The organism is Brachybacterium sp., assembly GCF_036379615.1.
In the GTDB taxonomy this organism is placed as follows: domain Bacteria; phylum Actinomycetota; class Actinomycetes; order Actinomycetales; family Dermabacteraceae; genus Brachybacterium.
Genome location: NZ_DASVGJ010000077.1, coordinates 1 through 20659, shown reverse-complemented (window position 1 = coordinate 20659; position 20659 = coordinate 1). Strand labels below are relative to the sequence as shown.

Here is a 20659-nt window from a genome sequence, read left to right as displayed (position 1 = left end):
CGGGCCGGGCGGACGGCGTCGACGACCGCGTCGAAGGGGAGTTCCTGGTGGGCGTATGCCTCGGTGTTCGCCGTCCGCACGCGCTCGAGGAGCTCGGCGAGCGTCGGATCGCCGTGCAGCGAGGTGCGCAGGGCGACCGTGTTCACGAAGAACCCCACGACGTCGTCCAGCCGGGAGTCGCCGCGACCGGCCACCGGGGTGCCGACGACCACGTCGTCCCCGGTGCCGTGCTGGTGCAGGGCGGCGGTGACGGCCGTGTGCAGCAGGATGAACAGACTCGTGCGGTGCTCGGCGGCGAGCTCGCGGAGCGCCGCGTGGCGCTCCGGGTCCAGGTCGAGCGGGACCTCGGCCACGCCGTGCTGCTCGGCGTCGTCGGGACGCACCGCACCGCGCGCACGATCGCGGGGCAGCGAGATCTCCGGCGGGGCGTCCGCGAGGGTGCGCCGCCAGAATGCCCGCTGGCGCGAGAGCTCGCTGTCCGGGTCCTCCGCGGAGCCCAGGCGCTCGCGCTGCCACATCGACGCGTCCGCATAGTCGACGGCCAGCGGCGCGGCGAACGCCTTCCCGCCGGTGGTGCGGGCCGTGTACGCCTCCCCGAGATCGCGCGCCAGCGGGGCCAGGGACCAGCCGTCGGTGGCGATGTGGTGCATGGTGATCACGAGCACCGCGTGGCGTGCGGTGGTGCGCAGCAGCACGGCTCGCAGCGGGATCTCGCGCGTGATGTCGAACGGTCGGCGGGTCTCGTCGGAGATGACCTCGTCGAGCCGGTCGGCGGGCACGTCCACGGCCACGAGCGGGGAGCGGAGGTCCTCGGCGGGGAGGATCTGCTGGATCGGTTCCCCGTCCACGGCCGGGAGCACGGTGCGCAGCGGCTCGTGGCGGGCGACGACGTCGTCGAGCGCACCGCGCAACGCGGCGGTGTCGAGCTCGCCGTCGAGCTCGAGGACGACGGGGACCGCGTAGGCCGCGGAGGCGGGATCGAGACGATGCAGGAACCAGAGACGACGCTGGTTCAGCGAGGCGGGGACGGGATCGGGACGCTCGCGGCGCTCGGGCCGCGCGGTGCTGCGACCGTCGGGGCTGCGGTCCAGGACCCGGGCGAGGGACGCGACGCTGGGATGCTCGAAGACGTCGCGCACGGTGACGGACCGTTCGAGGTCTTCCGTCAGCCGCGCCGCCAGGCGGGTGGCCAGCAGCGAGTGGCCACCCGCCGCGAAGAAGTCCTCCTCGGCCCCGACGGACTCCCGGTCGAGCACGGCGGAGAACGCCGTCGCCACCCGCTGCTCGGTGCCGGCGCGGGGAGCTCGGGCGCCACGGCCGGCGCCGGCACCGGGATCGGGCAGGGCCGCACGGTCGAGCTTGCCGTTCGCCGTCGCAGGGAGCGTCTCCAGAGCGAGCACCGCCGAGGGCACCATGTACTCCGGGAGATGCTCGCGCAGCCCCTCGCGGACCTCGGCCGCGAAGTCGTCGTCGGTGCGACCGGACGCGGAGGCGACGTAGCCGACCAGCCGGGCCGACGCGCCGTCACCCCGGACGATCGCGGCAGCGGCGGTGACACCGCGATGACGGCGCATCGCGGTCTCGACCTCATCGATCTCGACGCGGTACCCGCGAATCTTGACCTGGTCGTCGAGCCGCCCGAGGAAGCGGAGGGTCCCGTCGGCGCGACGGCGCACGCGGTCGCCCGTGCGGTACATGCGCGAGCCGTCGGCGGCGAAGGGGTCGGCGATGAAGCGCTGCGCGTTCAGCGCCGACCGGCCGAGATACCCGCGCGCCACGCCGTGGCCCGCGAGATACAGCTCGCCGATCCCGCGGTCGGGCACCGGGGAGAGCCCGGCGTCAAGCACGTAGTGGCGGCTGCCGTCCACGGACCTCCCGAGGTGGGGCAGACGGTGCTCCTCGATCGGGGCCACCAGGCTGTCCACGGTCGACTCGGTGGGGCCATAGAGGTTGACCGCGTGGATGCTGTCCCGCGCGGCGAGGGTCGCCCAGAGAGCTTCTCCCACGGCTTCCCCGCCGAGTGCGATCTCCGTCGGGTGGTGGTCCCGTTCGAGCATGCCGGTCGCGAGCAGCGCCTCAGCGAAGGAGGGCGTGGTCTCGATGGCGTCGATGCGCTGATCGGCGAGGTGAGCGGCGAGCCGTTCGGGATCTCGGCGCACCTCGTCCCCGATGATGTGCAGCTCGTGACCGGAGAGGAGCCACAGCAGCGGGTCCCAGGAGGCGTCGAAGGAGAGCCCTGCGGTATGGGCGGCGCGCAGCGGTCGGCCGAGGCGGGCCGCGGCGGGATCGTGGATCGTCCTGCGGTGCTGCGCGAGCAGGGCGTCCAGGGAGCCGTGCTCGACGGCGACGCCCTTGGGCCGGCCGGTGCTGCCGGAGGTGAAGATCACGTAGGCGAGGTCCTCGGGATCGACCGGGGGCAGCTGCGTCATCGCAGGGGCGGGGTGGCGCCACGGTGCGGTCTCGGAGTCGACCAGCAGCGTCGGCACGGTCCACTCGGCACCGTCCCGGCGGTCCCGTGCCTCCTGGTCCGCGGTGGTGAGCAGGGCGGCAGGTGCGGCGTCCTCGATCATCCGCACGACTCGGCCGACGGGGTAGGCGGGGTCCAGGGGCGTGTACGCGGCCCCTGCCCGCAGGATCCCGAGCACGATCTCGGGCACGCGGACCGTGCGGCCGAGGCGGACGGCCACCCGGTCGCCCGGCCCGACGCCCTGCTGGACGAGGCAATGGGCCAGGCGCGCCGACTCGGAGTCGAGCTCGTCGAAGCTGCGCTCGCCGTCGTCGGCCACGACGGCCCGATCCAGGCCTCGTCGCCGCACGGTCTCGCGGAGGGTGTCCAGGACGGTGCTCGGCGCATCGGCCGGCGGGGAGCCGTGTCCGAGGGAGAGCAGCGTCTCGCGCTCCGCATCCTCGACCAGCGGGGTGGTCAGGGCTGCAGAGTCCTCGGGGGCATCGAGCATCGCGTCGAGCAGGCGGAGCACGCGCTCGCCGTGCTCGCGCAGGGACTCGGCGCTGTGCAGCTCGGCATCGCCCTCGAGGCGCAGCACGGGGTCCGCGGCGTGGCTGCGCAGGTCGCTGAGGACGATCGAGAGGTCGCGCACCGGGCCGGTCGACAGGATGTGCACGGTCCCGCGGGCCGGGCCGAGACGGAGGTCGTCGATGACGGGCAGCAGGTTCACCGAGGGGCCGGGGTGGGCGGGTGCCGCGGGGATCTCCTCGAGCCGGAAGCGCTGGTGGCCGACGGCGGCGCGGACGGTGTCCCCGGCGGTTCTGACGACGTCGGCGAGCGAGTCGCGCGGACCCACCGGCACGCGCAGCGGGAGGATGCTCGAGAGCATCGACGGAGTCGTCTTCGCGGTCCGGCCGCGTCGTGCGGTGACCGGGAGCCCGAGGGACACGTGCTGGGTGCCCGTCATCCGGGCCAGGTAGACTGCAACCGCTGCGATGACGGTCTTCGGCAGGGCGCGGTCGAGGGCTGCGAGGCGTCGGGCGCGCTCGGGGTCGAGCGTGATCCCGACACGGACGACCGACGTCGCGATGCCCCGCGCCCGTCCTTCGAGGCCTTCGGGGAGCTCGGCCCCGTCGAGGATCTCGGTCCAGTATGCGGCGTCGGCGGCATGCTGTTCCGAGTCCTGGTACTCCGCGAGGTCGTCGTGGAGAGCGGCGAGGGACGGCAGGGGCGACGGCACCTTGGACAGGATGTGCGCGACGCCGACGGCGAGGGGCCGCGGCACCCGGGTGCCGGGGAGGAACCGTGCGATCCCGGAGATGCGGGTGTAGGTCTCGGCCACGTATCGCAGGGCGATGACCGCGGAGTACCCGTCGAGCAGGATGTGATGGATGCGCAGGAAGAAGAGGGCCCGGTCCTCGGAGATCCGGTAGAGCGTCGCCCCGAAGAGGTCCCCGCCGTCCGATGATCTCGGAGTGGACAGCTCCCGCTCCATCGCCGCCAGGGCGTGCTGCTCGGCTCGGGCCGCCCCCTGTCCACGCAGGTCGCGCACCTGCAACAGGTCCTCTGTCGGCCGCGGGCGGCGGATCTCGCCGAAGGGTCCGTCGGCGTCCTCGCGGATGCGCAGGCTCAGCGCATCGATGTCGCTGACCATCTTCGTCAACGCGATGCGCAGCAGAGAGGGGTCGACGCGACCGTCCAGGTCGAGGTACTGGCCGATCTGGAACGTCGGGTTTCCCGGGTCCAGGTGCTGGGCGTACCAGATGCCGCGCTGGGCGGCGGTGAGCGGGGTGCGGTCGGGTCCCGCTGCTGCGGGCGGGGACGCGTGCCGTGTCACGGAGCGGATCTCCTCGGCTGGGGGGGGCGGTGGGTGTCTGCGGGGCGACGCGGTCCTACTGCTGGAACTGGCCGATCTGGAGGGTCTCCAGCAGGCCGTCGATGTTCACCAGCGGCCCCTCGACCAGGGGGCCCTGGACCAGGGAGGCCCCCGAGCTGTTCGGGCCGGCGGCGCTGTCGGGGTGAGCGGCGGCCGCGGGAGCGGCGAGGGCGATCCCCGCCAGGCAGAGGGTGGCCGTGGTGACGGCGAGGCGTCGGGTGCGCTGGAACATGATCGGGTGGCTCCTGACCGGTGGCGGATCGTGCCGGACCGCTCGGGGGCGGTCCTGCGATGACGGTTGTGGTTCGCAGCGGAGGACGATCTGGATTGGAGGTTCCTGCTCGCGTGGTCCCGGGCGTCCGGGATGCGGGTCGGCATCGGCCCAGCCCGTCGTCCGACCGCCCACTTGTCGTGTCGCCGCCCACCAAGTAGCTTGACGTCAAGATAACTCGCATGAGAGAGGTCCGCCGTGCCCCACACCTGGAACCCCGAGCAGTACCTCCGCTACGGCGACGAGCGCGCCCGTCCCTTCCTCGACCTCACCTCCCGGATCGGCGCGGAGTCTCCGCGACGCGTGATCGATCTCGGCGCCGGACCGGGCACGTTGAGTCGCCTGCTCGCCGAGCGCTGGCCGGACGCCGAGGTGCTCGCCGTGGACTCGAGCCCCGAGATGATCGCCCGGGCCTCCGCCCTCCAGGGCATCACCGCGGTGCACGGCGACCTGCGCACCTGGACCCCTCCTGGCGAGGTCGACGTGCTCGTCAGCAATGCCGCTCTGCAGTGGGTCCCGGGGCATCTCGAACTGCTGCCGCGTCTGATCGAGATGCTCGCGCCCGGAGGATGGTTCGCGATGCAGGTGCCAGGCAACTTCGAGGAGCCGAGCCACGCCCTGCGCCGCGAACTCGCGGCCGAGGAGCCCTACGCACCGCACCTGCGGGGCATCTCCTCACCCGCCTCTTACGACGCCGCGACCTACCTGCGCGTCCTGCAGGGGGCCGGGCTCGAGGTCGACGCGTGGGAGACGACCTATCTCCACGTGCTGGACGGTCCCGACCCCGTCTTCGAATGGGTCGCCGGCACCGGCGCGCGCCCCACCCTGCAGGCTCTCCCCGGCGCACTGCGAGACCGCTTCGAGGAGGAGTTCCGTGCCCTCCTGCGCGCGGCCTATCCCGACCGCGGCCACGGGGTACTGCTGCCCTTCCGGCGGGTCTTCGCCGTCGCACGCAGGCCCTGGGGCGCGCGCTCGGCCGCGCAACGCTGACCCGCCGCGCTCGGCCGCGCAGTGCGGAGGTGCAGCGTTGCCGCGCCGCGCTGCGGTGATCTCAGGGGCGCTCCGCGGCCGCGGCGGCCGGGCGGTCGCGGGACCCGTCTCACGCGACAGGCGGGAAGCCCTTCTGCGCGGCCGCCGCGATCTTGTTCAGCTGGGAGCGGTCGGCGAGCGCGCCGAGCACGGCCCCGAGCCCCGGGATCGCCTTGCCGAACAGCCGCGCCGAGCGCAGCCCGAAGCGGCGCAGGAGACGCCCGCCGATGGCGCCGGCCAGCTGGGACTGAGGGCTGGTGGGCAGATTCTTGGCGACGCCCCGGGCGGCGACCCCGGCGATTGGACCGAGGCCCACGTTCTTCAGCACGTCCCCGGACTCCTCGCCGAGCAGGGCCGCGAGCACCCTCACCCGGACCTCCTCGTCCTCCAGGTCGTAGCCGCGCACCGCGGCGATCGCCCCGACCATCCGTGTGGCCTGGACGTAGAACTCGAGCACGTTCGTGGGCAGCAGGATCGGAAGGGTGACGAAGCCGCCGAGCCCGGTCACGAAGCCGCCGGCGGTCACGCCCCAGCGGTGGCGTCGCACCAGGCGTCGCACCGCGACCTTCGGGCGACGCCTGCCGCGGCCGCGCTGGGCATGACGGGCGATGTCCGCCGCGGAGGCGTAGGCGAGCTTCCCGTCCAGGCCGATGTCACGGATCATCGTGACCACGCGCTCGAGAGCCCCTCCCTGGGAGGCCTCCCCGCCGCGGCGGGCCTCCTTCATCGCTTCGCGCGCAGTGGTCCTGGCCGAGTCGTCACGGCGCAGCATCGAGAAGATCCCCATGGTGACTCCCTTCGGGTAACGGCCGCCGGGCACAGACGCCCTCGGCGGATGATGACGCCATCATGCCGTGTCCGTCCCGCCGACACCGACCATGCTGACCGGTCGGTGCGGTCCGTCGATGGTCCGAGCGGTCGAATAATGGCGCCCGCGGCGGAACCGGGATCAGGGCAGACTGATGGCATGGACCACGATGAACGAGGGGTGACCGGCTCGATCCTCCGGTTGAGGCCGCTCTCGGCCGCTCACACGCGCGAGGCGATCCCGTACATGACCGCCGGGATCTCGGCGATGCTGTTCGGTGTCGCAGTGGCCGTCGCGGTCGTCGGCGCGCTGGTCGGAGGGGGTCTCGGCACCCTGTTCGCCTGGGTGGCGGCAGTCGTCAGCGGCCTGACCTGGCTGGCGGGCTCTCAGCTGATCGGCGACCGCGCCCCGGTCTCCTTCGCCGCCCTGGCCGGGGTGATCCTCTGCGCAGGAGTCGGGGCCGTCACGCTCGGTGCGTCCGCTCCCCGTCTCTATGCGCTGTCCATGATGGACGAGGTGACCGTCACCGTGCTGGACCGCGGAGCGCATCTGGAGCTCGAGGACGGCGCGGAGAGGACCGCCGGCCATCACGTCCACGAGGTGCAGGCACCCGACGGCGAAGTCGGATACATCGAACTGCCCGTCGAGGAGCGCGTCAACGAGGAGGTCGAGGGCGTGCTCCAGGATCCGCGCGGCCTGCGCCGGCTCACCCTGCCTCCCGATATGGGCGTGACGGTCGCTGTTGTGGCAGCCGGGGCGTTCGCGGCCACGGTGTTCTCTCTGATCGTCCTCCGCCTCACCCGCCGCGCAGTCCGGTCGCTCGTTCCGCGGACCTCGCGAGCCCGGCCGACGGGGACGTGAGACACGTCCCGCCCGGTTGCGCGCTGCGCCTGCGCAGGGCCCTCGGCGGTCGGTCGTAAGCTCGTGGGACGGAGTCCTGACGCGCACGGAGAGGGGGCGGGCATGCAGCAGAAGCTCTACCGTGACCACGCGATCGTGCTGCGCACCCATCCGCTGGGCGAGGCCGATCGCATCATCACGCTGCTCACGCGTCGTCACGGCAAGGTGCGCGCGGTCGCCAAAGGGGTGCGGCGCACCGGCAGCCGGTACGGCGCCCGCCTGGAACCGTTCACCCTCATCGACATCCAGCTGCACGCCGGCAAGTCCCTGCACACCGTCACCCAGGTGGAGACGATCGAGGCCTTCGCCGTCGGCATCACCGCCGAGTACGGACGCTTCACCGCCGCCAGCGCCATGCTCGAGACCACCGACCGGCTCACCGACGAGTTCGTGGACCCGAACCAGCGCGGTTTCCTCATGCTGGTCGGAGCGCTGCGGGCGATGGCCGAGGGCAGGATCCCGCCACCACTGGTGCTGGACTCCTTCCTGATCCGCACCCTGGCCGTCTCCGGCTGGGCGCCCGAGCTGCGGGTGTGCGCCTCCTGCGGGGCCGACGGACCCCACCACGCCCTCGACATCCGCGCCGGCGGCCTGGTGTGCACCCCCTGCCGCAAGCCCGGGGCGGTCGCCATACGGCAGTCGACGATCGAGCACATGATCTTCCTGCTCGCCGGGGACTGGGAGAATGTGCTCGGTGCCGAGGAGACCGTCAAGCACGAGGCGGGACGACTCATCACCGACACGGTCACGTGGCATCTCGAGCGCTCCGTGCGCTCGTTGCATTATGTAGAGCGCTGAACGCCGAGCATCGAGTGGTGTGCACCGCCCCGACCGCCCCGACCGCCCAGGAGGACCTCTTGCCCGCAGCGCCCCGTCACGGGTACCAGGAGCCGTATCCGCACCCCAGCGGTGCACGCCCCCCGCAGCTGCCCGCCCCCACCATCCCCGGGCACGTCGCGGTGGTCATGGACGGCAACGGCCGCTGGGCGAACCGGCAGGGACTGCCCCGCACCGCCGGCCACGAGGCCGGAGAGGCGGCGCTGCTGGACGTGGTCGCCGGTGCGCTCCAGATCGGGGTGACGCACCTGTCGGCCTATGCGTTCTCCACCGAGAACTGGAAGCGCTCCCCGGAGGAGGTGCGCTTCCTGATGGGCTTCTCCCGCTCCGTGCTGCGCCGCCAGCGCGACACCCTGAACTCCTGGGGCGTGCGCATCGTGTGGATCGGTCGGGAGCAGCGGCTGTGGGGGAGCGTCATCAAGGAGCTGCGCGAGGCGGAGGAGCTCACCCGCGGAAACTCCCGGATGACGCTGTACATGTGCGTGAACCACGGCGGCCGGGCCGAGATCGTCGATGCGGTGCGCGAGATCGCCGAGGAGGCACGGGCCGGGCGGATCAGCGGTCGCGGCATCACCATGAAGAGCTTCGCCCGCCACCTCGACGACCCCGACATGCCGGACGTGGACCTGTTCCTGCGCACCAGCGGTGAGCAGCGCACCTCGAACTTCCTGCTGTGGCAGGCCGCCTACGCCGAACTGGTCTTCGTCGACGAGCTCTGGCCGGACGTGGACCGCCTCGTGCTGTGGCGGGCGATCACCGAGTATGCGCGGCGGGACCGGCGGTACGGAGGAGCGATCGACGCTCCGGACGAGGCGCCCGCACAGCGGTGAGCCAGACCCTCCGGCGCGCCCGGGGCACGCACTGCGGTGAGCTCAGGAGCGGGGCTCGGGGAGGGTGGCGGAGCCCGTCGTGGCCGGGTCGTCCGCGACGGCCGGGTCGTCCGGGGTGGCCGGGTCGTCGGCGGTCGCGGACTGTGCCAGGTCCCCGTGAGCGATCCCGCCGGTGCGGCGCTTGTGCCGCAGCAGCACTGCCACCAGCGCCACGATCAGGGCGAGCACCGCGACGGCGCCCCAGGGCGAGACCAGGAACAGCTCGAACCAGGCCATGAACGCCACCAGCCCCACGGTGGCGTAGATGAACGCCCACGCCAGTCCACCGATCGCGAGCGCCGGCAGGTAGCGCCTGGCGGGCATTCCGGTGAGACCCGCCGCCGCATTGACGGCGGTCTGGAAGCCGACGGTGAGGAAGCTCAGTGCGACCACCGGCGCGCCCCAGCGGTTGATCAGCGCGGTGGCTCGGAGGACGCTCGGAGACCCCAGGAAATCGGCGACGCGCCCGCGGTCAGCGGCTTTCCGGGCGCCCCGGCCGAGGAGGTACGTGGCCCCGGCACGGCACCAGATCACCACGTACAGGAACGCCACCGCAGGCATCAGCGGCAGCTCCTGGACCCACGCCATCATCGGGACCCGTCCCCGTCCTCTCCCTCGTCGTCCTCGGACTCCGCGTCGGCGTCCGACTCGACCTCGTCATCGCCCGCAGCGCCGCCCCCGGAGTGGTCGCCGCAGAGCCCGAACACCTCGAGGGTGTGGTCCACATCGGAGAAGCCGTGCTCATGGGCGATCGCGGTCATCGCGCTCTCGAGCTTCGGGGCGAGGAACTCGACCGTGCGGCCGCACTCCCGGCACACCAGGTGGTGATGGTGGCCGGTGTCCTCGCACTGGCGGTACAGGGACTCTCCGTCGCCCGCCACCAGCACATCGAGGCGACCGGAGCGGGAGAGGGCCTGGAGGTTCCGATACACGGTCGCCAGCCCCACGGTCTCCCCGTCGGCTTTCATCTGCTCATGGATCTGCTGGGCGCTGCGGAAATCGTCCTGCCGCGAGAGCGTCTCGAGGATCGCGGAGCGCTGGCGGGTGTTCCGTTGCATGGCTCCATTGTCCCTGACGCTTCTCGGGACTTCTATCAGTGGTGGGGCGTTGCACGTGCGGGGGCGGGTGCGCCGTCGGTGCGGGAGGGTCCGGGACCGGAGATCGCCGCAGCCCTCGGGGACGGCCGCACGGCGCGCACCACCAGGCCCACGGCGTAGACGGCGATCGTCAGCAGCACGATCACACCGCCGGGCGGCAGGTCCACGTACACCGTGATCAGCAGGCCGCCGAGGGCGCAGAGCACGGCGATCAGCATCGCGGTGCGCATGGTCCGGGTGAAGCCGACCACGAAGTGCTGCGCCGCCGCGACGGGCACGATCATCAGGGCGGAGACCATCAGCGCGCCGACGATCCGCATGGAGAGCGTGACGGTGAGCGCCGCCATCACCGCGATCAGGACGTTGACCGTCCTCACGGGGAGGCCCGAGGCGCGGGCGAACTCCTCGTCCGCGGTGACGGCCGCCAGCAGCCCGGACAGCCCGACCCCGATCAGGAGCACGACGGCCGCGAGCACGAAGGAGATCACGGCATCGGGCGCGGTGACGGTGGACAGCGAGCCGAACAGGTACCCCATGAGGTTCTGAGAGGTGCCGCCGGCGAGCTGGATGATCACCACGCCGCCCGCGATGCCGCCGTAGAAGAGGATCGCGAGCGCCACGTCGCGGCTGGTGTGGCTCACCTCGCGCACGTACTCGATCAGCAGCGCGCCGATCACGGACGCGGCCAGCGCCCCCGGGATCGCGAGCAGGTCCGCGGGGGAGGCGGCGGTCCACGCCCCGACCAGCCAGCCGACGGCCACCCCGGTGAGCGCCACGTGCCCGAGGCCGTCCCCGAGCAGGGAGAGCCGCTTCTGGACGAGGTAGGTGCCGACCACCGGGGCCGTGAGGCCGATGAGCACCGCGATGATCAGCGGGTACCGCAGCAGGTCGGAGGTGAGGATGTCGAGCGGCGAGATCATAGGGGGTGGATCTCCTGTCCGAGGCACTCGTCGAGCGGGGCGGCGTCCTCGGGGTGGTCGTGGCCGGGGTCCAGACGGGGGCGGTCGTGCTCGGCACCGTCGTGCACGACGTGGCCGTGATCCAGCACGACGGCGCGCCGGATGTCGCCGGCCAGCGGCCCGGTCTCGTGCAGGACCACGACGATCGTGGTGCCTCCTGCCGAGAGGGTCCGGAACAGTCCGGCGATCAGCTCCTGGGTGGGCAGGTCCACACCGGAGAAGGGCTCATCGAGCACGAGCAGCAGCGGATCGCGCACCAGCGCCCGGGCGATCATCACGCGTCGGCGCTGCCCGCCGGACATCCGCGTGATGGGTCGCGCGGCGAGGTCCGCCATGCCGACGGCCTCCAGAGCGTCCATCACCCGAGGGTCGCGGGCGCTGGGCCACCAGGAGCGGGCGCTGAGCAGACCGCTGGCGACCGCCTCGCGGGCCGTGGCCGGGATCGATCCGGCCTCCGCCGAATCCTGCGGCACGTAGCCGAGCCGGTCGTGGGAGGTGCCACGGCGCACCGTCTCGTCGAACAGGCGCGCGGATCCCGTCTCCAGCGGCAGGACCCCGACCGCTGCGCGCAGCAGGGTCGACTTGCCGGATCCGTTGGCCCCCAGCAGAGCGACCAGCTCACCGGGATCGATGCGCAGGTCGACGTCGTGCAGCACCCGCTGACCCCCGCGGTCGACGGAGGCCCCGGTCATCTCGATGACGGGCGGGGGCTGCCCGCTCACGTCCAGCTCGCGACGAGCTTCGTGCAGTTGTCTCGCATGATCTGAGGATAATCGCCGTCGGGGGACTGCTGGGTCTCGAGGTTGTCGAGCTCCTCGCTCGCGATGCCGAGGTTGTCGGCCAGGGTCTGGGCGACCTTGGGCGAGGCGGAGGTCTCGAAGAACACGGTCGTGACCCCTTCTGCGTCGACGACCTCCTCGAGGGCGAGCAGGCGCTGCGGGGACGGCTCGGACTCCGGGTCCACGCCCGCGATACCGATCTGGTGCAGACCGTAGCGCTCGGCGAGATAGACGTACGCGGCGTGGCTGGTGATGAAGGCCTTCTCGCCCTCGACCTGCCCGAAGGACTCCTCGAGCTCGGCGTCGAGCTCCTCGAGCTCGGTGCGGAGGGAGCCTGCCGCCTCGGTGAAGGACTCCGCCGCGTCGGGCAGCAGCTCTTCCAGCCGCGCCGCGAGCGCGTCGGCGAGATCGGCCATGAGCACCGGATCGTGCCAGAAGTGGGGATCCAGCGAGCCGTGATCGTGCCCGTCGTGGGAGTCGCCTCCACCGTCGGAGGAGTGCTCGTCCCCGGCGTGCTCGGCGTGCTCGGCGTGCTCCTCCTCCGTCTCGCCGGCGTGCTCGTCGTGGGAGTCCGTCCCGCCCACCGGCAGCAGGGTGATCACCGAGGAGACGTCGAGCACGTTGTCTGCGCCGTGAGAAACGATGGCGTCGTCCAGCGCGGCCTGGAAGCCGGGGATCTGGAGAACGAGATCGGCCTGCTCGACGGTCATGACCTGCTTGACGGACAGCTCGAGACCATGGGCATCCGCGCCCGGTGAGGAGAGATCGGTGAGCTCCACGTGCTCCCCGCCGATCCGGTTGACGAGGAAGGCGAGGGGATACGCCGAGGTCACGACCGACAGTCCGCCGCTCCCTCCGGCCTCCTCGCCCCCGCAGGCGGCGAGCAGGGCGGCACCGGTGCCGAGTCCGGCGACGGTGAGCAGGGAGCGCCGTGAGAGGCGGGGGAGGCGGAGCGGGATCGTCATGACAATCATTCTCACGAGTGCTCGATGCCTGTGCAAGTCGAGGCGCGCGGGTCGGGGGGCGTTCGTGGGGACAGTCACAGCATCCTCGATGGCTATGCTGGAGCAGTTCCGACCCCCACCGTCACCAGGAGTCTCCCCGTGGCCAAGGCCCCCGCCAGCACGCTGGACAACGTCATCGCACTCGCCAAGAAGCGCGGCTTCGTGTTCCCGGCCGGTGAGATCTACGGCGGAACCCGCTCCGCCTGGGACTACGGCCCGCTCGGTGTGGAGCTCAAGGAGAACATCAAGAAGCAGTGGTGGCGCACCTTCGTGCAGTCCCGCGGCGACATGGTGGGCCTGGACTCCTCGATCATCCTGCCCCGTCAGGTGTGGCAGGCCTCCGGCCACGTAGAAACCTTCACGGACCCGCTGGTGGAGTGCAAGAGCTGCCACAACCGCTTCCGTGAGGACCACCTGCTCGAGGCCTTCGAGGCGAAGAAGGGTCGCGCCCCCGAGGGCGGCATGGCCGAGATCGCCTGCCCCAACTGCGGCACCCGCGGCGAGTTCACCGACCCGCAGGAGTTCTCGGGTCTCATGAAGACCTATCTCGGTGCCGTCTCGAACGAGTCGGGCCTCGCGTATCTGCGCCCGGAGACCGCGCAGGGCATCTTCGTGAACTTCCTCAACGTCGTCACCGCCACCCGCCAGAAGCCCCCCTTCGGCATCGGTCAGGTCGGCAAGGCGTTCCGCAACGAGATCACCCCCGGCAACTTCATCTTCCGCACCCGCGAGTTCGAGCAGATGGAGATCGAGTTCTTCACGCCGCCGGCGGAGGCCGACGAGCACTTCAAGGAGTGGGTCGAGGCCTGCTGGGACTGGTTCATCGACCTCGGCATCGACGCGGACAACCTGCGTCGCTTCGACGTGCCCGAGGGCGAGCGCGCCCACTACAGCGCCGGCACGATCGATCTCGAGTACCGCTTCGGCTTCCAGGGCAGCGAGTGGGGCGAGCTGATGGGCATCGCCAACCGCACCGACTTCGACCTCACCAGCCACACCGACGGCTCGGGCACGAAGATGCAGTACTTCGACCAGGCCAGCAACGACCGCTACACCCCGTACGTCATCGAGCCCTCCTTCGGCCTGACCCGGTCGATGATGGCCTTCCTCGTCGACGCCTACACCGAGGACGAGGCGCCCAACGCCAAGGGCGGGGTCGACAAGCGCACCGTGCTGAAGCTCGATCCGCGCCTGGCCCCGGTGAAGGTCGCGGTGCTGCCGCTGTCCAAGAGCGAGGACCTCGTGCCCCGCGCGGAGGAGCTCGCGGCCCGACTGCGCGCGCACTGGAACGTCGACATGGACGTCACCCAGGCCATCGGCCGTCGGTACCGCCGTCAGGACGAGATCGGCACGCCGTTCTGCATCACCGTGGACTTCGAGACCGCCGAGGACCAGGCCGTCACCATCCGCGAGCGCGACACCATGGCGCAGGAGCGCGTCGCCCTGGATCAGGTCGAGTCCTACCTCGCCTCGCGCCTTCTCGGCGCCTGAGCCCCGTCCAGGCAACGTCCATGCCGCCGAGGACGGAGCTGCCCGGTGCCGAGGTCTCCAGGGTCTACTACCACGAGGTGGTCGCACCCCTGCTGGCCCGGCACCGGCCCGGGCTCGAGGTGGCTGCTGCGCGCCTGGGCTCCGGGTCCGACGTGCTCGGCTTCGACGACGCGCAGTCCCGCGATCACGACTGGGGTCTGCGGCTGACGCTCCTGGTCGAGGACGGCCTGGCCGCCGAGATCGACGCCCTTCTCGAGCAGGAGCTGCCCGCGCAGTGGGAGGGACTGCCCACCCGGTTCACGACCACCTGGGAGCCGGTGGTGCGCCAGCGGGTCGAGGTGGCCTCGGCCGCGGACTTCGTCGCCTCCCGCACCGGGCTCGATCCAGAGATCCTCATCGCCCCGGAGCCGTTCCCGGTGCGCGAATGGCTCGCCCTGAGCGGACAGGCCGTGCTCGAGGTCACCGCAGGACCTGTCTTCCACGACGGTCCCGGAGTGCTCGGCCGGCTCCGCGCACGGCTCGCCTGGTACCCGCGGGACGTGTGGCTGTACGCGCTGGCCGCGGACTGGCACCGGCTGGGTCAGGAATTCCCGGACGTGGGCCGCGCCGGACTGCGCGGCGACGAGGACGGCTCTGCCGTGATCGCGGCGCGGCACGTGCGCACCATGCTGCACCTGGCGCATCTGCTGCATCGGCGGTGGCCGCCCTATGCCAAGTGGCTGGCACGATCCGCCGCGGCGCTGCCCGGTGGCGGCGCTCTGCGCAGCGCACTGCACGAGGTGCTGCGGGCTCGGCACTGGCGGGCCCGTCAGGCCGCGCTGGCCGATGCCGCCGAACTGCTCGCCGCCGTGCAGCGGACATCCGGGCTGCCCGCCCCGGATCCCGCGACCGAGGCCTTCTTTGACCGCCCCCACCTGGGGATCCGCGAGATCGCCGAGCCGCTGAGCGCTCTCATCGAGGACCCGGTGGTGCGGGAGCTCCCGGCCGGGGTCGGCACCGCGGAGCAGATCAGCGACAACGTCACCGTGCTCGTCGATGCCGCAGCCCGGCGCCGGCTGGTGGGCGGCTGAGCGGCTCCCGGCCGGATGGTGAAGGTTGTGCTTCCAGCTCGCGACCGTGCCCTCGACCTTCACGACGGACCCCGGTCCCGGACTCCTCGGCGTCGTCGAGGAAATGCTGCCCGCGGAGGAAGGGGTCCCAGCGCCGTCGCACCGCGCCATGCGACTGGGAGACGGCGAAGTCCACCGACGGACGCACCGGACGGCGGATCTCACAGCTCACCTGGGGCATCGGCACGAGGGCAGCCCGCCGCCACGGGCCCTCCACAGCACGGGTCGATGCACATCACCCCCGCCAACCCTCCCGGGTGACGGGGGCAGATGGGACAATCGAGACGATGACCACCCTCGACACCGCCTCTTCGGCCGCCGCGGCGCGCCCCTCCGCCGGCACGGCGCACCCTTCTGTTAGTGCGGCGGCGCACCCTTCTGCCATCGCGGCGCACCGTTCCGTCGCCGACCGGGCCCTGGGCCTGGAGTCCGGGTCCGGCACGGACGCGTCGCGCCGATCCCTCACGATCGGCCCGCACACGATCGACACCCCGGTCGTGCTGGCGCCGATGGCCGGCATCACCAATATGGCGTTCCGCCTGCTGTGCCGCGAGTTCGGGGCGATGCACAGCGAGGACGACGGCGGCCTGTACGTGGGCGAGATGGTCACCACCCGGGCCCTGGTCGAGGGGCACAAGGAATCCTGGCGGCTGGTGACGATGGGGGAGCGGGAGCGGCCCCGCTCCGTGCAGCTGTACGGCGTGGATCCCGCCACCGTGCGCCGCGCCGTGGAGATGATCCGCGAGCGTGACCTCGCCGACCACATCGACCTGAACTTCGGCTGCCCGGTCCCGAAGGTCACCCGCCGCGGCGGGGGAGGCGTGCTGCCCTGGAAGACCGAGCTGTTCACCCGGATCGTCTCCGCGGCCGTCGAGGCCGCAGGACCCGAGGTCCCTGTGACCGTCAAGACCCGCATCGGGATCGACGACGAGCACCAGACCTTCCGCGACGCCGGGCTGATCGCTCAGGAGGTCGGGGCCGCGGCGATCGCGCTGCACGGCCGCACCGTGGTCCAGCACTACTCGGGCCAGGCCCGATGGGAGGCGATCACCGAGCTCAAGGAGCTGGTCACCGACATCCCGGTGCTCGGCAACGGCGATATCTGGTCCGCCGAGGACGCCATCGAGATGATGGACCAGACCGGGTGTGACGGCGTGGTCGTCGGCCGCGGCTGCCAGGGCCGGCCCTGGCTGTTCGCGGACCTCGCCGCCGGCTTCGCGGGAAAGCCCGACAGGGTGCAGCCCTCGATGGGGGAGATCGCGCAGATCCTGCGTCGTCACGCCGAGCTGCTGATCGAGTTCTTCGAGGACGAAGGCCGCGCCCTTCGAGATCTGCGCAAGCATGTGGCCTGGTACTTCAAGGGCTACCCCGTGGGTGGGGAGATGCGCCACCGCCTCGCGACCATGGAGTCCCTCGCCGACCTCGATGCGAAGCTCAGCGAGCTCGACCTCTCCAGCCCCTATCCGGGTGCGGCGGTCGAGGGCCCTCGGGGTCGCGCCGGCACGCCCAAGAAGGCGCACGTGCCCGACGGCTGGATGAGCTCTCGTGAGCTCAGCGCCGATCATGCCACCCGCCTCCACGAGGCCGAGCTCGACACCTCGGGCGGATGAGCCGATGAACTCCGCCTTCTCGTCAGCTGCTACGAGCCCCGACCTGTCTGCCGTCACGCCGCCGCCCGGATACATCGCCGCCGACCTCGAGCGCTGGGTGCCCGAGCCGCCGAAGAACCAGGCCCGCACCCCGTTCCAGCGGGACCGTGCCCGAGTGCTGCATTCCTCGGCGCTGCGACGCCTCGGGGCGAAGACCCAGGTGCTCGGTGCCGGGGCGAACGACTTCGTACGCACCCGGCTCACCCATTCCCTCGAGGTCGCCCAGGTGGGCCGCGACATCGGAGCAGAGCTCGGCTGTGATCCCGACATCGTCGACGCCGCCTGCCTCTCCCACGATCTCGGCCACCCGCCCTTCGGGCACAACGGGGAGAAGGTGCTCGACGACCTCGCCGCCGGCTTCGGCGGTTTCGAGGGCAATGCGCAGACCCTCCGCCTGCTCACCCGCCTCGAGCCCAAGCTGGTGGGCGAGGCCCGGCCCTACGGTCTGAATCTCACGCGGGCGAGCGTCGACGCCGCCATCAAGTACCCCTGGACCCGCGGCGAGGGGCCCGACCCTTCCTCCCCGAAGTTCGGTGCCTACGCCGATGACCTCGACGTCTACACCTGGGCCCGCCAGGGGGCGGTCACTGGACGCAAGTGCTTCGAGGCGCAGGTGATGGACCTCGCCGACGACATCGCCTACTCGGTCCACGACATCGAGGACGCGATCACCGGGCTCACCCTGGACCTGCAGAAGCTCCAGGACCCCATGGAGCGCGGCGCCGCGCTGTACGTGGTCCAGGACTGGTACCTGCCCCACGAATCGATCGCGGACCTCGACGCGGCGCTGACCCGGCTCGAAGCCGAGCCCAGCTGGATGCTGTCCTTCACCGGCACCATGCGCTCGGCGGCGGCGCTGAAGAACATGGCCAGCCAGCTGATCGGCCGCTTCACCCGTTCCGCGATCACCGCGACCCGCGCCGCCCATGGGGTGGGCCCGATCTCCCGCTACGGCGGCGACATGGTCGTGCCCGAGGAGACCGAGCACGAGATCGCGGTGCTCAAGGGCCTCGCGGCGGCCTACGTCATGTCCTCCGCGTCCCAGCAGCCGGTCTACGAGGCGCAGGAGGAGATCATCCGCGACCTCTACTCGCGGCTGTGGAACACCGGGACCCAGTACCTCAGCCCCCTGTTCGCCGAGCTCTGGCACGACGCGGACGACGATGACGGCCGCCGCCGGGTGGTGGTCGACCAGATCGCCTCCTACACCGACGTCACCGCCCGCCGCCTGCACGAGCTGCTCTTCGACCGGACGCTGACCCACGTCACCGCGGCGGACATGCCGCTGCCCGGCCTCGGATCGGAGCTGTGAGGCCGTGGCCCAGGGACTGATCCGCCGCGCCGACGTGGACGCCGTGCGCGAGCGCTCACGCCTGGACGAGGTGGTCGCCGAGCACGTCACCCTGCGCACCGCCGGGATCGGCTCGATGAAGGGCCTGTGCCCCTTCCACGACGAGAAGACCCCTTCCTTCAACATTCGTCCCCAGCTGGGCCACTGGCACTGCTTCGGCTGCGGCGAGGGCGGGGACGTGATCTCCTTCGTGCAGAAGATCAACCACCTCAGCTTCGTCGAAGCGGTCGAGATGCTGGCCGCGAAGTACGGCGTCCAGCTCCAGTACGAGGACTCCGGCGGGGAGCGGGGAGAGCGGCCCGACTTCGGCACACGACGCCGCCTGCTGGACGCCCACGCGATCGCCGAGGAGTACTACCGCGAACAACTCGCCACCCCCGCCGCGGAGGTGGGCCGCCGCTTCCTCACAGAACGAGGTTTCGACCAGGAGGCCGCCGCCCACTTCGGCGTCGGCTTCGCCCCCGAGGGCTGGGACTCGCTGACCGGGGTGCTGCGCAAGCGCGGCTTCACCGAGCCGGAGCTCGTCGCCAGCGGCCTGGTCTCCGAGGGACAGCGCGGGGTCTACGACCGCTTCCGCGGCCGACTCGTATGGCCGATCCGCGACATCACCGGCAACACCATCGGCTTCGGAGCGCGGCGCCTGCTGGACAGCGACAAGGGCCCCAAGTACCTCAACACCCCCGAGACCGCGATCTACCACAAGTCCCAGGTGCTCTACGGGCTGGACATCGCCCGCAAGGAGATCTCCGCCCAGCACCGGGTGGTGGTGGTCGAGGGGTACACCGACGTGATGGCCGCCCACCTCGCTGGGGTGAAGACCGCCGTCGCCTCCTGCGGCACCGCCTTCGGCGCCGACCACGTCAAGATCGTGCGCCGGGTGATGGGGGACTCGAACCCCTCGGCCGGGCTGCGGCTGAACACCGACGGCAGGAGCCTGGCCGGCGAAGTGATCTTCACCTTCGACGGTGACGCCGCCGGGCAGAAGGCCGCGCTGCGCGCCTTCGAGGAGGACCAGCGCTTCGTCGCCCAGACCTACGTCGCGGTCGAGGCGAGCGGGATGGACCCCTGCGACCTCCGCATCCAGCAGGGTGACCAGGCAGTGCGCGACCTCATCGAGACCCGTCGGCCGCTGTTCGAGTTCGCGATCCGCACCGCGATCTCCCAGGTGGACCTCGACACCGTCGAGGGACAGGTCACCGCACTGCGCATGGCCGCACCGGTGGTCTCCCGCATCCGAGACCGGGCGATGCGGCCCGAGTATGCGCGCCGGCTCTCCGGGTGGCTCGGCATGGATGAGGGCACCGTGCTGCGCGCCGTGCACGATGCCGCACGCAGCGAGGGCCGCGGCGGGCACCGCGCCGACGTGCCGGCGCAGGCCCCGGGAGCACCGGGAGCGGGGGGACAGGGCTCCGATGGGGCACCGGAGCCGCTGCCTGCCGCCCGGCTCGCGGACGTGGTCCCTCCGCGAGATCCCGTGGGCCAGGTCGAGACCCAATCCCTCGCAGTCATGCTCCAGGCTCCGCAGCTGCTGGACACGGAGAAGGTCGCCTCGCTGCCGGACGATGCCTTCCACGTGCCCGCGCTGCAGAGCGTCTGGGACGTGATGCTCGCGGCAGGCACCCTGCTGGACGCCGCGGAGGGCCAGCTGCACCCCGCTCGGTTCCTCGAGCAGGTCCTGGAGATCGCCGGCGAGACGGTGCGCCCGCTGATCGTGGAGATCGCGAACCTCGACCTCCCGGCCCGCGACGAGCAGGGACTGAGCAAGCTCGCGGGGTCCCTGCTGGACCGGCTCACCGAGCTGTCGATCACCCGGGAGTACTCGGTGCTCAAGCAGCGCCTGCAGCGCACCGATCCCTCGGACTCCGAGCGGTATCAGGAGATCATGGCCCGGCTCACGCAGGTGCAGGGTCGACGCCGCGCGCTGCGCGCCGGCGGGGACTGATCCGACCCTTCGCTCGAGCGGACCCGCATCAGCCGCAGGCCATCAGCCGAAGAGCATCAGCCGCAGAGCTTCAGAGGCAGAGCTCTGCGGCGTGGCGCGGGGGAGGGGACTGCGTGGCCCGTCGACGTCGGAGCAGGCGCACTCCTTCGATCGCCCCCGCGATGAGAAGGGCGAGGCCGATCCCGACCGCAACCCCCAGCAGGGGCTGGTCGTGGAACGCGATCCCTCCCGCCCACCCGATG

Annotated in this window: 17 protein-coding genes; 9 read left to right on the top strand and 8 right to left on the bottom strand. The window is 71.7% G+C overall.

Annotation, left to right across the window (positions count from 1 at the left end; all coding sequences use genetic code 11):
* Together VF289_RS18670 and VF289_RS18665 are read right to left on the bottom strand one after the other, a co-directional pair.
* The coding region (locus VF289_RS18670; protein ID WP_330885854.1) for an amino acid adenylation domain-containing protein at nucleotides 1-4283 on the bottom strand (4283 nt) is incomplete at its 3' end.
* Between the two features lie 55 nt (nucleotides 4284-4338).
* Complete coding sequence (locus tag VF289_RS18665; RefSeq protein ID WP_330885852.1) at nucleotides 4339-4554, bottom strand: hypothetical protein; 216 nt, start codon at nucleotides 4552-4554, stop codon at nucleotides 4339-4341.
* A 237-nt stretch (nucleotides 4555-4791) separates the two neighbouring features.
* Here VF289_RS18665 and VF289_RS18660 point away from each other — a divergent pair, with 237 nt between their 5' ends.
* A complete protein-coding gene (locus VF289_RS18660) occupies nucleotides 4792-5583 on the top strand; it encodes a trans-aconitate 2-methyltransferase (RefSeq protein WP_330885850.1) in 792 nt (263 codons plus the stop codon).
* A gap of 109 nt (nucleotides 5584-5692) precedes the next feature.
* Here VF289_RS18660 and VF289_RS18655 read toward each other — a convergent pair whose 3' ends face one another.
* Nucleotides 5693-6409, bottom strand: a complete 717-nt coding sequence (locus tag VF289_RS18655) for an EcsC family protein (RefSeq protein WP_330885848.1) — start codon at nucleotides 6407-6409, stop codon at nucleotides 5693-5695.
* A gap of 180 nt (nucleotides 6410-6589) precedes the next feature.
* Here VF289_RS18655 and VF289_RS18650 point away from each other — a divergent pair, with 180 nt between their 5' ends.
* The 3 genes from VF289_RS18650 (at nucleotide 6590) to VF289_RS18640 (ending at nucleotide 8997) form a co-directional block, all read left to right on the top strand.
* Entirely contained in the window at nucleotides 6590-7291 is a 702-nt protein-coding gene (locus VF289_RS18650; protein WP_330885846.1) for a hypothetical protein, read from the top strand.
* A gap of 102 nt (nucleotides 7292-7393) precedes the next feature.
* Nucleotides 7394-8128 carry a DNA repair protein RecO gene (gene recO / locus VF289_RS18645; protein WP_330885844.1) on the top strand — a complete coding sequence of 245 codons (735 nt, stop codon included), beginning with the start codon at nucleotides 7394-7396 and terminating at the stop codon, nucleotides 8126-8128.
* 59 nt (nucleotides 8129-8187) lie between these two features.
* Nucleotides 8188-8997: an isoprenyl transferase gene (locus VF289_RS18640; protein ID WP_330885856.1), complete on the top strand. Its 810-nt coding sequence runs from the start codon at nucleotides 8188-8190 to the stop codon at nucleotides 8995-8997.
* Nucleotides 8998-9039: 42 nt separating this feature from the next.
* Here the strand turns inward: VF289_RS18640 and VF289_RS18635 are convergent, their stop codons facing one another.
* Genes VF289_RS18635 through VF289_RS18615 form a run of 5 tightly spaced genes read right to left on the bottom strand, consistent with a single transcriptional unit; the run spans nucleotide 9040 to nucleotide 12836 of the window.
* On the bottom strand, nucleotides 9040-9627 hold the full coding sequence (locus tag VF289_RS18635; protein ID WP_330885842.1) for a DedA family protein: 588 nt from the start codon (nucleotides 9625-9627) through the stop codon (nucleotides 9040-9042).
* Nucleotides 9624-10094 carry a Fur family transcriptional regulator gene (locus VF289_RS18630; RefSeq protein WP_330885840.1) on the bottom strand — a complete coding sequence of 157 codons (471 nt, stop codon included), beginning with the start codon at nucleotides 10092-10094 and terminating at the stop codon, nucleotides 9624-9626. Before VF289_RS18630 ends, VF289_RS18635 begins: the two co-directional genes overlap by 4 nt.
* Nucleotides 10095-10129: 35 nt before the next feature.
* Complete coding sequence (locus VF289_RS18625; RefSeq protein ID WP_330885838.1) at nucleotides 10130-11053, bottom strand: metal ABC transporter permease; 924 nt, start codon at nucleotides 11051-11053, stop codon at nucleotides 10130-10132.
* Nucleotides 11050-11784, bottom strand: a complete 735-nt coding sequence (locus VF289_RS18620) for a metal ABC transporter ATP-binding protein (RefSeq protein ID WP_414644529.1) — start codon at nucleotides 11782-11784, stop codon at nucleotides 11050-11052. Before VF289_RS18620 ends, VF289_RS18625 begins: the two co-directional genes overlap by 4 nt.
* A 26-nt stretch (nucleotides 11785-11810) precedes the next feature.
* Nucleotides 11811-12836, bottom strand: coding sequence for a metal ABC transporter substrate-binding protein (locus VF289_RS18615; protein ID WP_330885834.1), 1026 nt, complete (start codon nucleotides 12834-12836; stop codon nucleotides 11811-11813).
* Nucleotides 12837-12974: 138 nt separating this feature from the next.
* On the opposite strand from VF289_RS18615, the gene VF289_RS18610 reads away from it, so the two are divergent.
* The 5 genes from VF289_RS18610 to dnaG all read left to right on the top strand — a co-directional run bounded on the left by VF289_RS18610 (nucleotide 12975) and on the right by dnaG (nucleotide 20417).
* Nucleotides 12975-14366 carry a glycine--tRNA ligase gene (locus VF289_RS18610; protein ID WP_330885832.1) on the top strand — a complete coding sequence of 464 codons (1392 nt, stop codon included), beginning with the start codon at nucleotides 12975-12977 and terminating at the stop codon, nucleotides 14364-14366.
* A 20-nt stretch (nucleotides 14367-14386) separates the two neighbouring features.
* The gene (locus VF289_RS18605) at nucleotides 14387-15436 is read left to right on the top strand and encodes a DUF4037 domain-containing protein (protein ID WP_330885830.1); all 1050 of its coding nucleotides are present in this window, start codon (nucleotides 14387-14389) and stop codon (nucleotides 15434-15436) included.
* A gap of 326 nt (nucleotides 15437-15762) precedes the next feature.
* Nucleotides 15763-17085: a tRNA dihydrouridine synthase DusB gene (gene dusB, locus VF289_RS18600; protein ID WP_330885829.1), complete on the top strand. Its 1323-nt coding sequence runs from the start codon at nucleotides 15763-15765 to the stop codon at nucleotides 17083-17085.
* Nucleotides 17086-17089: 4 nt separating this feature from the next.
* Nucleotides 17090-18436, top strand: coding sequence for a deoxyguanosinetriphosphate triphosphohydrolase (locus VF289_RS18595; protein WP_330885827.1), 1347 nt, complete (start codon nucleotides 17090-17092; stop codon nucleotides 18434-18436).
* A gap of 4 nt (nucleotides 18437-18440) precedes the next feature.
* A complete protein-coding gene (gene dnaG, locus VF289_RS18590; RefSeq protein ID WP_330885825.1) occupies nucleotides 18441-20417 on the top strand; it encodes a DNA primase in 1977 nt (658 codons plus the stop codon).
* The last annotated feature ends 242 nt before the right edge of the window (nucleotides 20418-20659 follow it).

Excerpts from the sequence above, each read along its gene's own strand:
- VF289_RS18665 (WP_330885852.1), bottom strand. The coding sequence starts at position 4,554 with ATGTTCCAGCGCACCCGACGCCTCGCCGTCACCACGGCCACCCTCTGC.
- VF289_RS18655 (WP_330885848.1), bottom strand. The coding sequence starts at position 6,409 with ATGGGGATCTTCTCGATGCTGCGCCGTGACGACTCGGCCAGGACCACT.
- VF289_RS18650 (WP_330885846.1), top strand. The coding sequence starts at position 6,590 with ATGGACCACGATGAACGAGGGGTGACCGGCTCGATCCTCCGGTTGAGG.
- recO (WP_330885844.1), top strand. The coding sequence starts at position 7,394 with ATGCAGCAGAAGCTCTACCGTGACCACGCGATCGTGCTGCGCACCCAT.
- VF289_RS18635 (WP_330885842.1), bottom strand. The coding sequence starts at position 9,627 with ATGATGGCGTGGGTCCAGGAGCTGCCGCTGATGCCTGCGGTGGCGTTC.
- VF289_RS18630 (WP_330885840.1), bottom strand. The coding sequence starts at position 10,094 with ATGCAACGGAACACCCGCCAGCGCTCCGCGATCCTCGAGACGCTCTCG.
- VF289_RS18625 (WP_330885838.1), bottom strand. The coding sequence starts at position 11,053 with ATGATCTCGCCGCTCGACATCCTCACCTCCGACCTGCTGCGGTACCCG.
- VF289_RS18620 (WP_414644529.1), bottom strand. The coding sequence starts at position 11,784 with ATGACCGGGGCCTCCGTCGACCGCGGGGGTCAGCGGGTGCTGCACGAC.
- VF289_RS18615 (WP_330885834.1), bottom strand. The coding sequence starts at position 12,836 with ATGACGATCCCGCTCCGCCTCCCCCGCCTCTCACGGCGCTCCCTGCTC.
- VF289_RS18605 (WP_330885830.1), top strand. The coding sequence starts at position 14,387 with ATGCCGCCGAGGACGGAGCTGCCCGGTGCCGAGGTCTCCAGGGTCTAC.
- dusB (WP_330885829.1), top strand. The coding sequence starts at position 15,763 with ATGACCACCCTCGACACCGCCTCTTCGGCCGCCGCGGCGCGCCCCTCC.
- VF289_RS18595 (WP_330885827.1), top strand. The coding sequence starts at position 17,090 with ATGAACTCCGCCTTCTCGTCAGCTGCTACGAGCCCCGACCTGTCTGCC.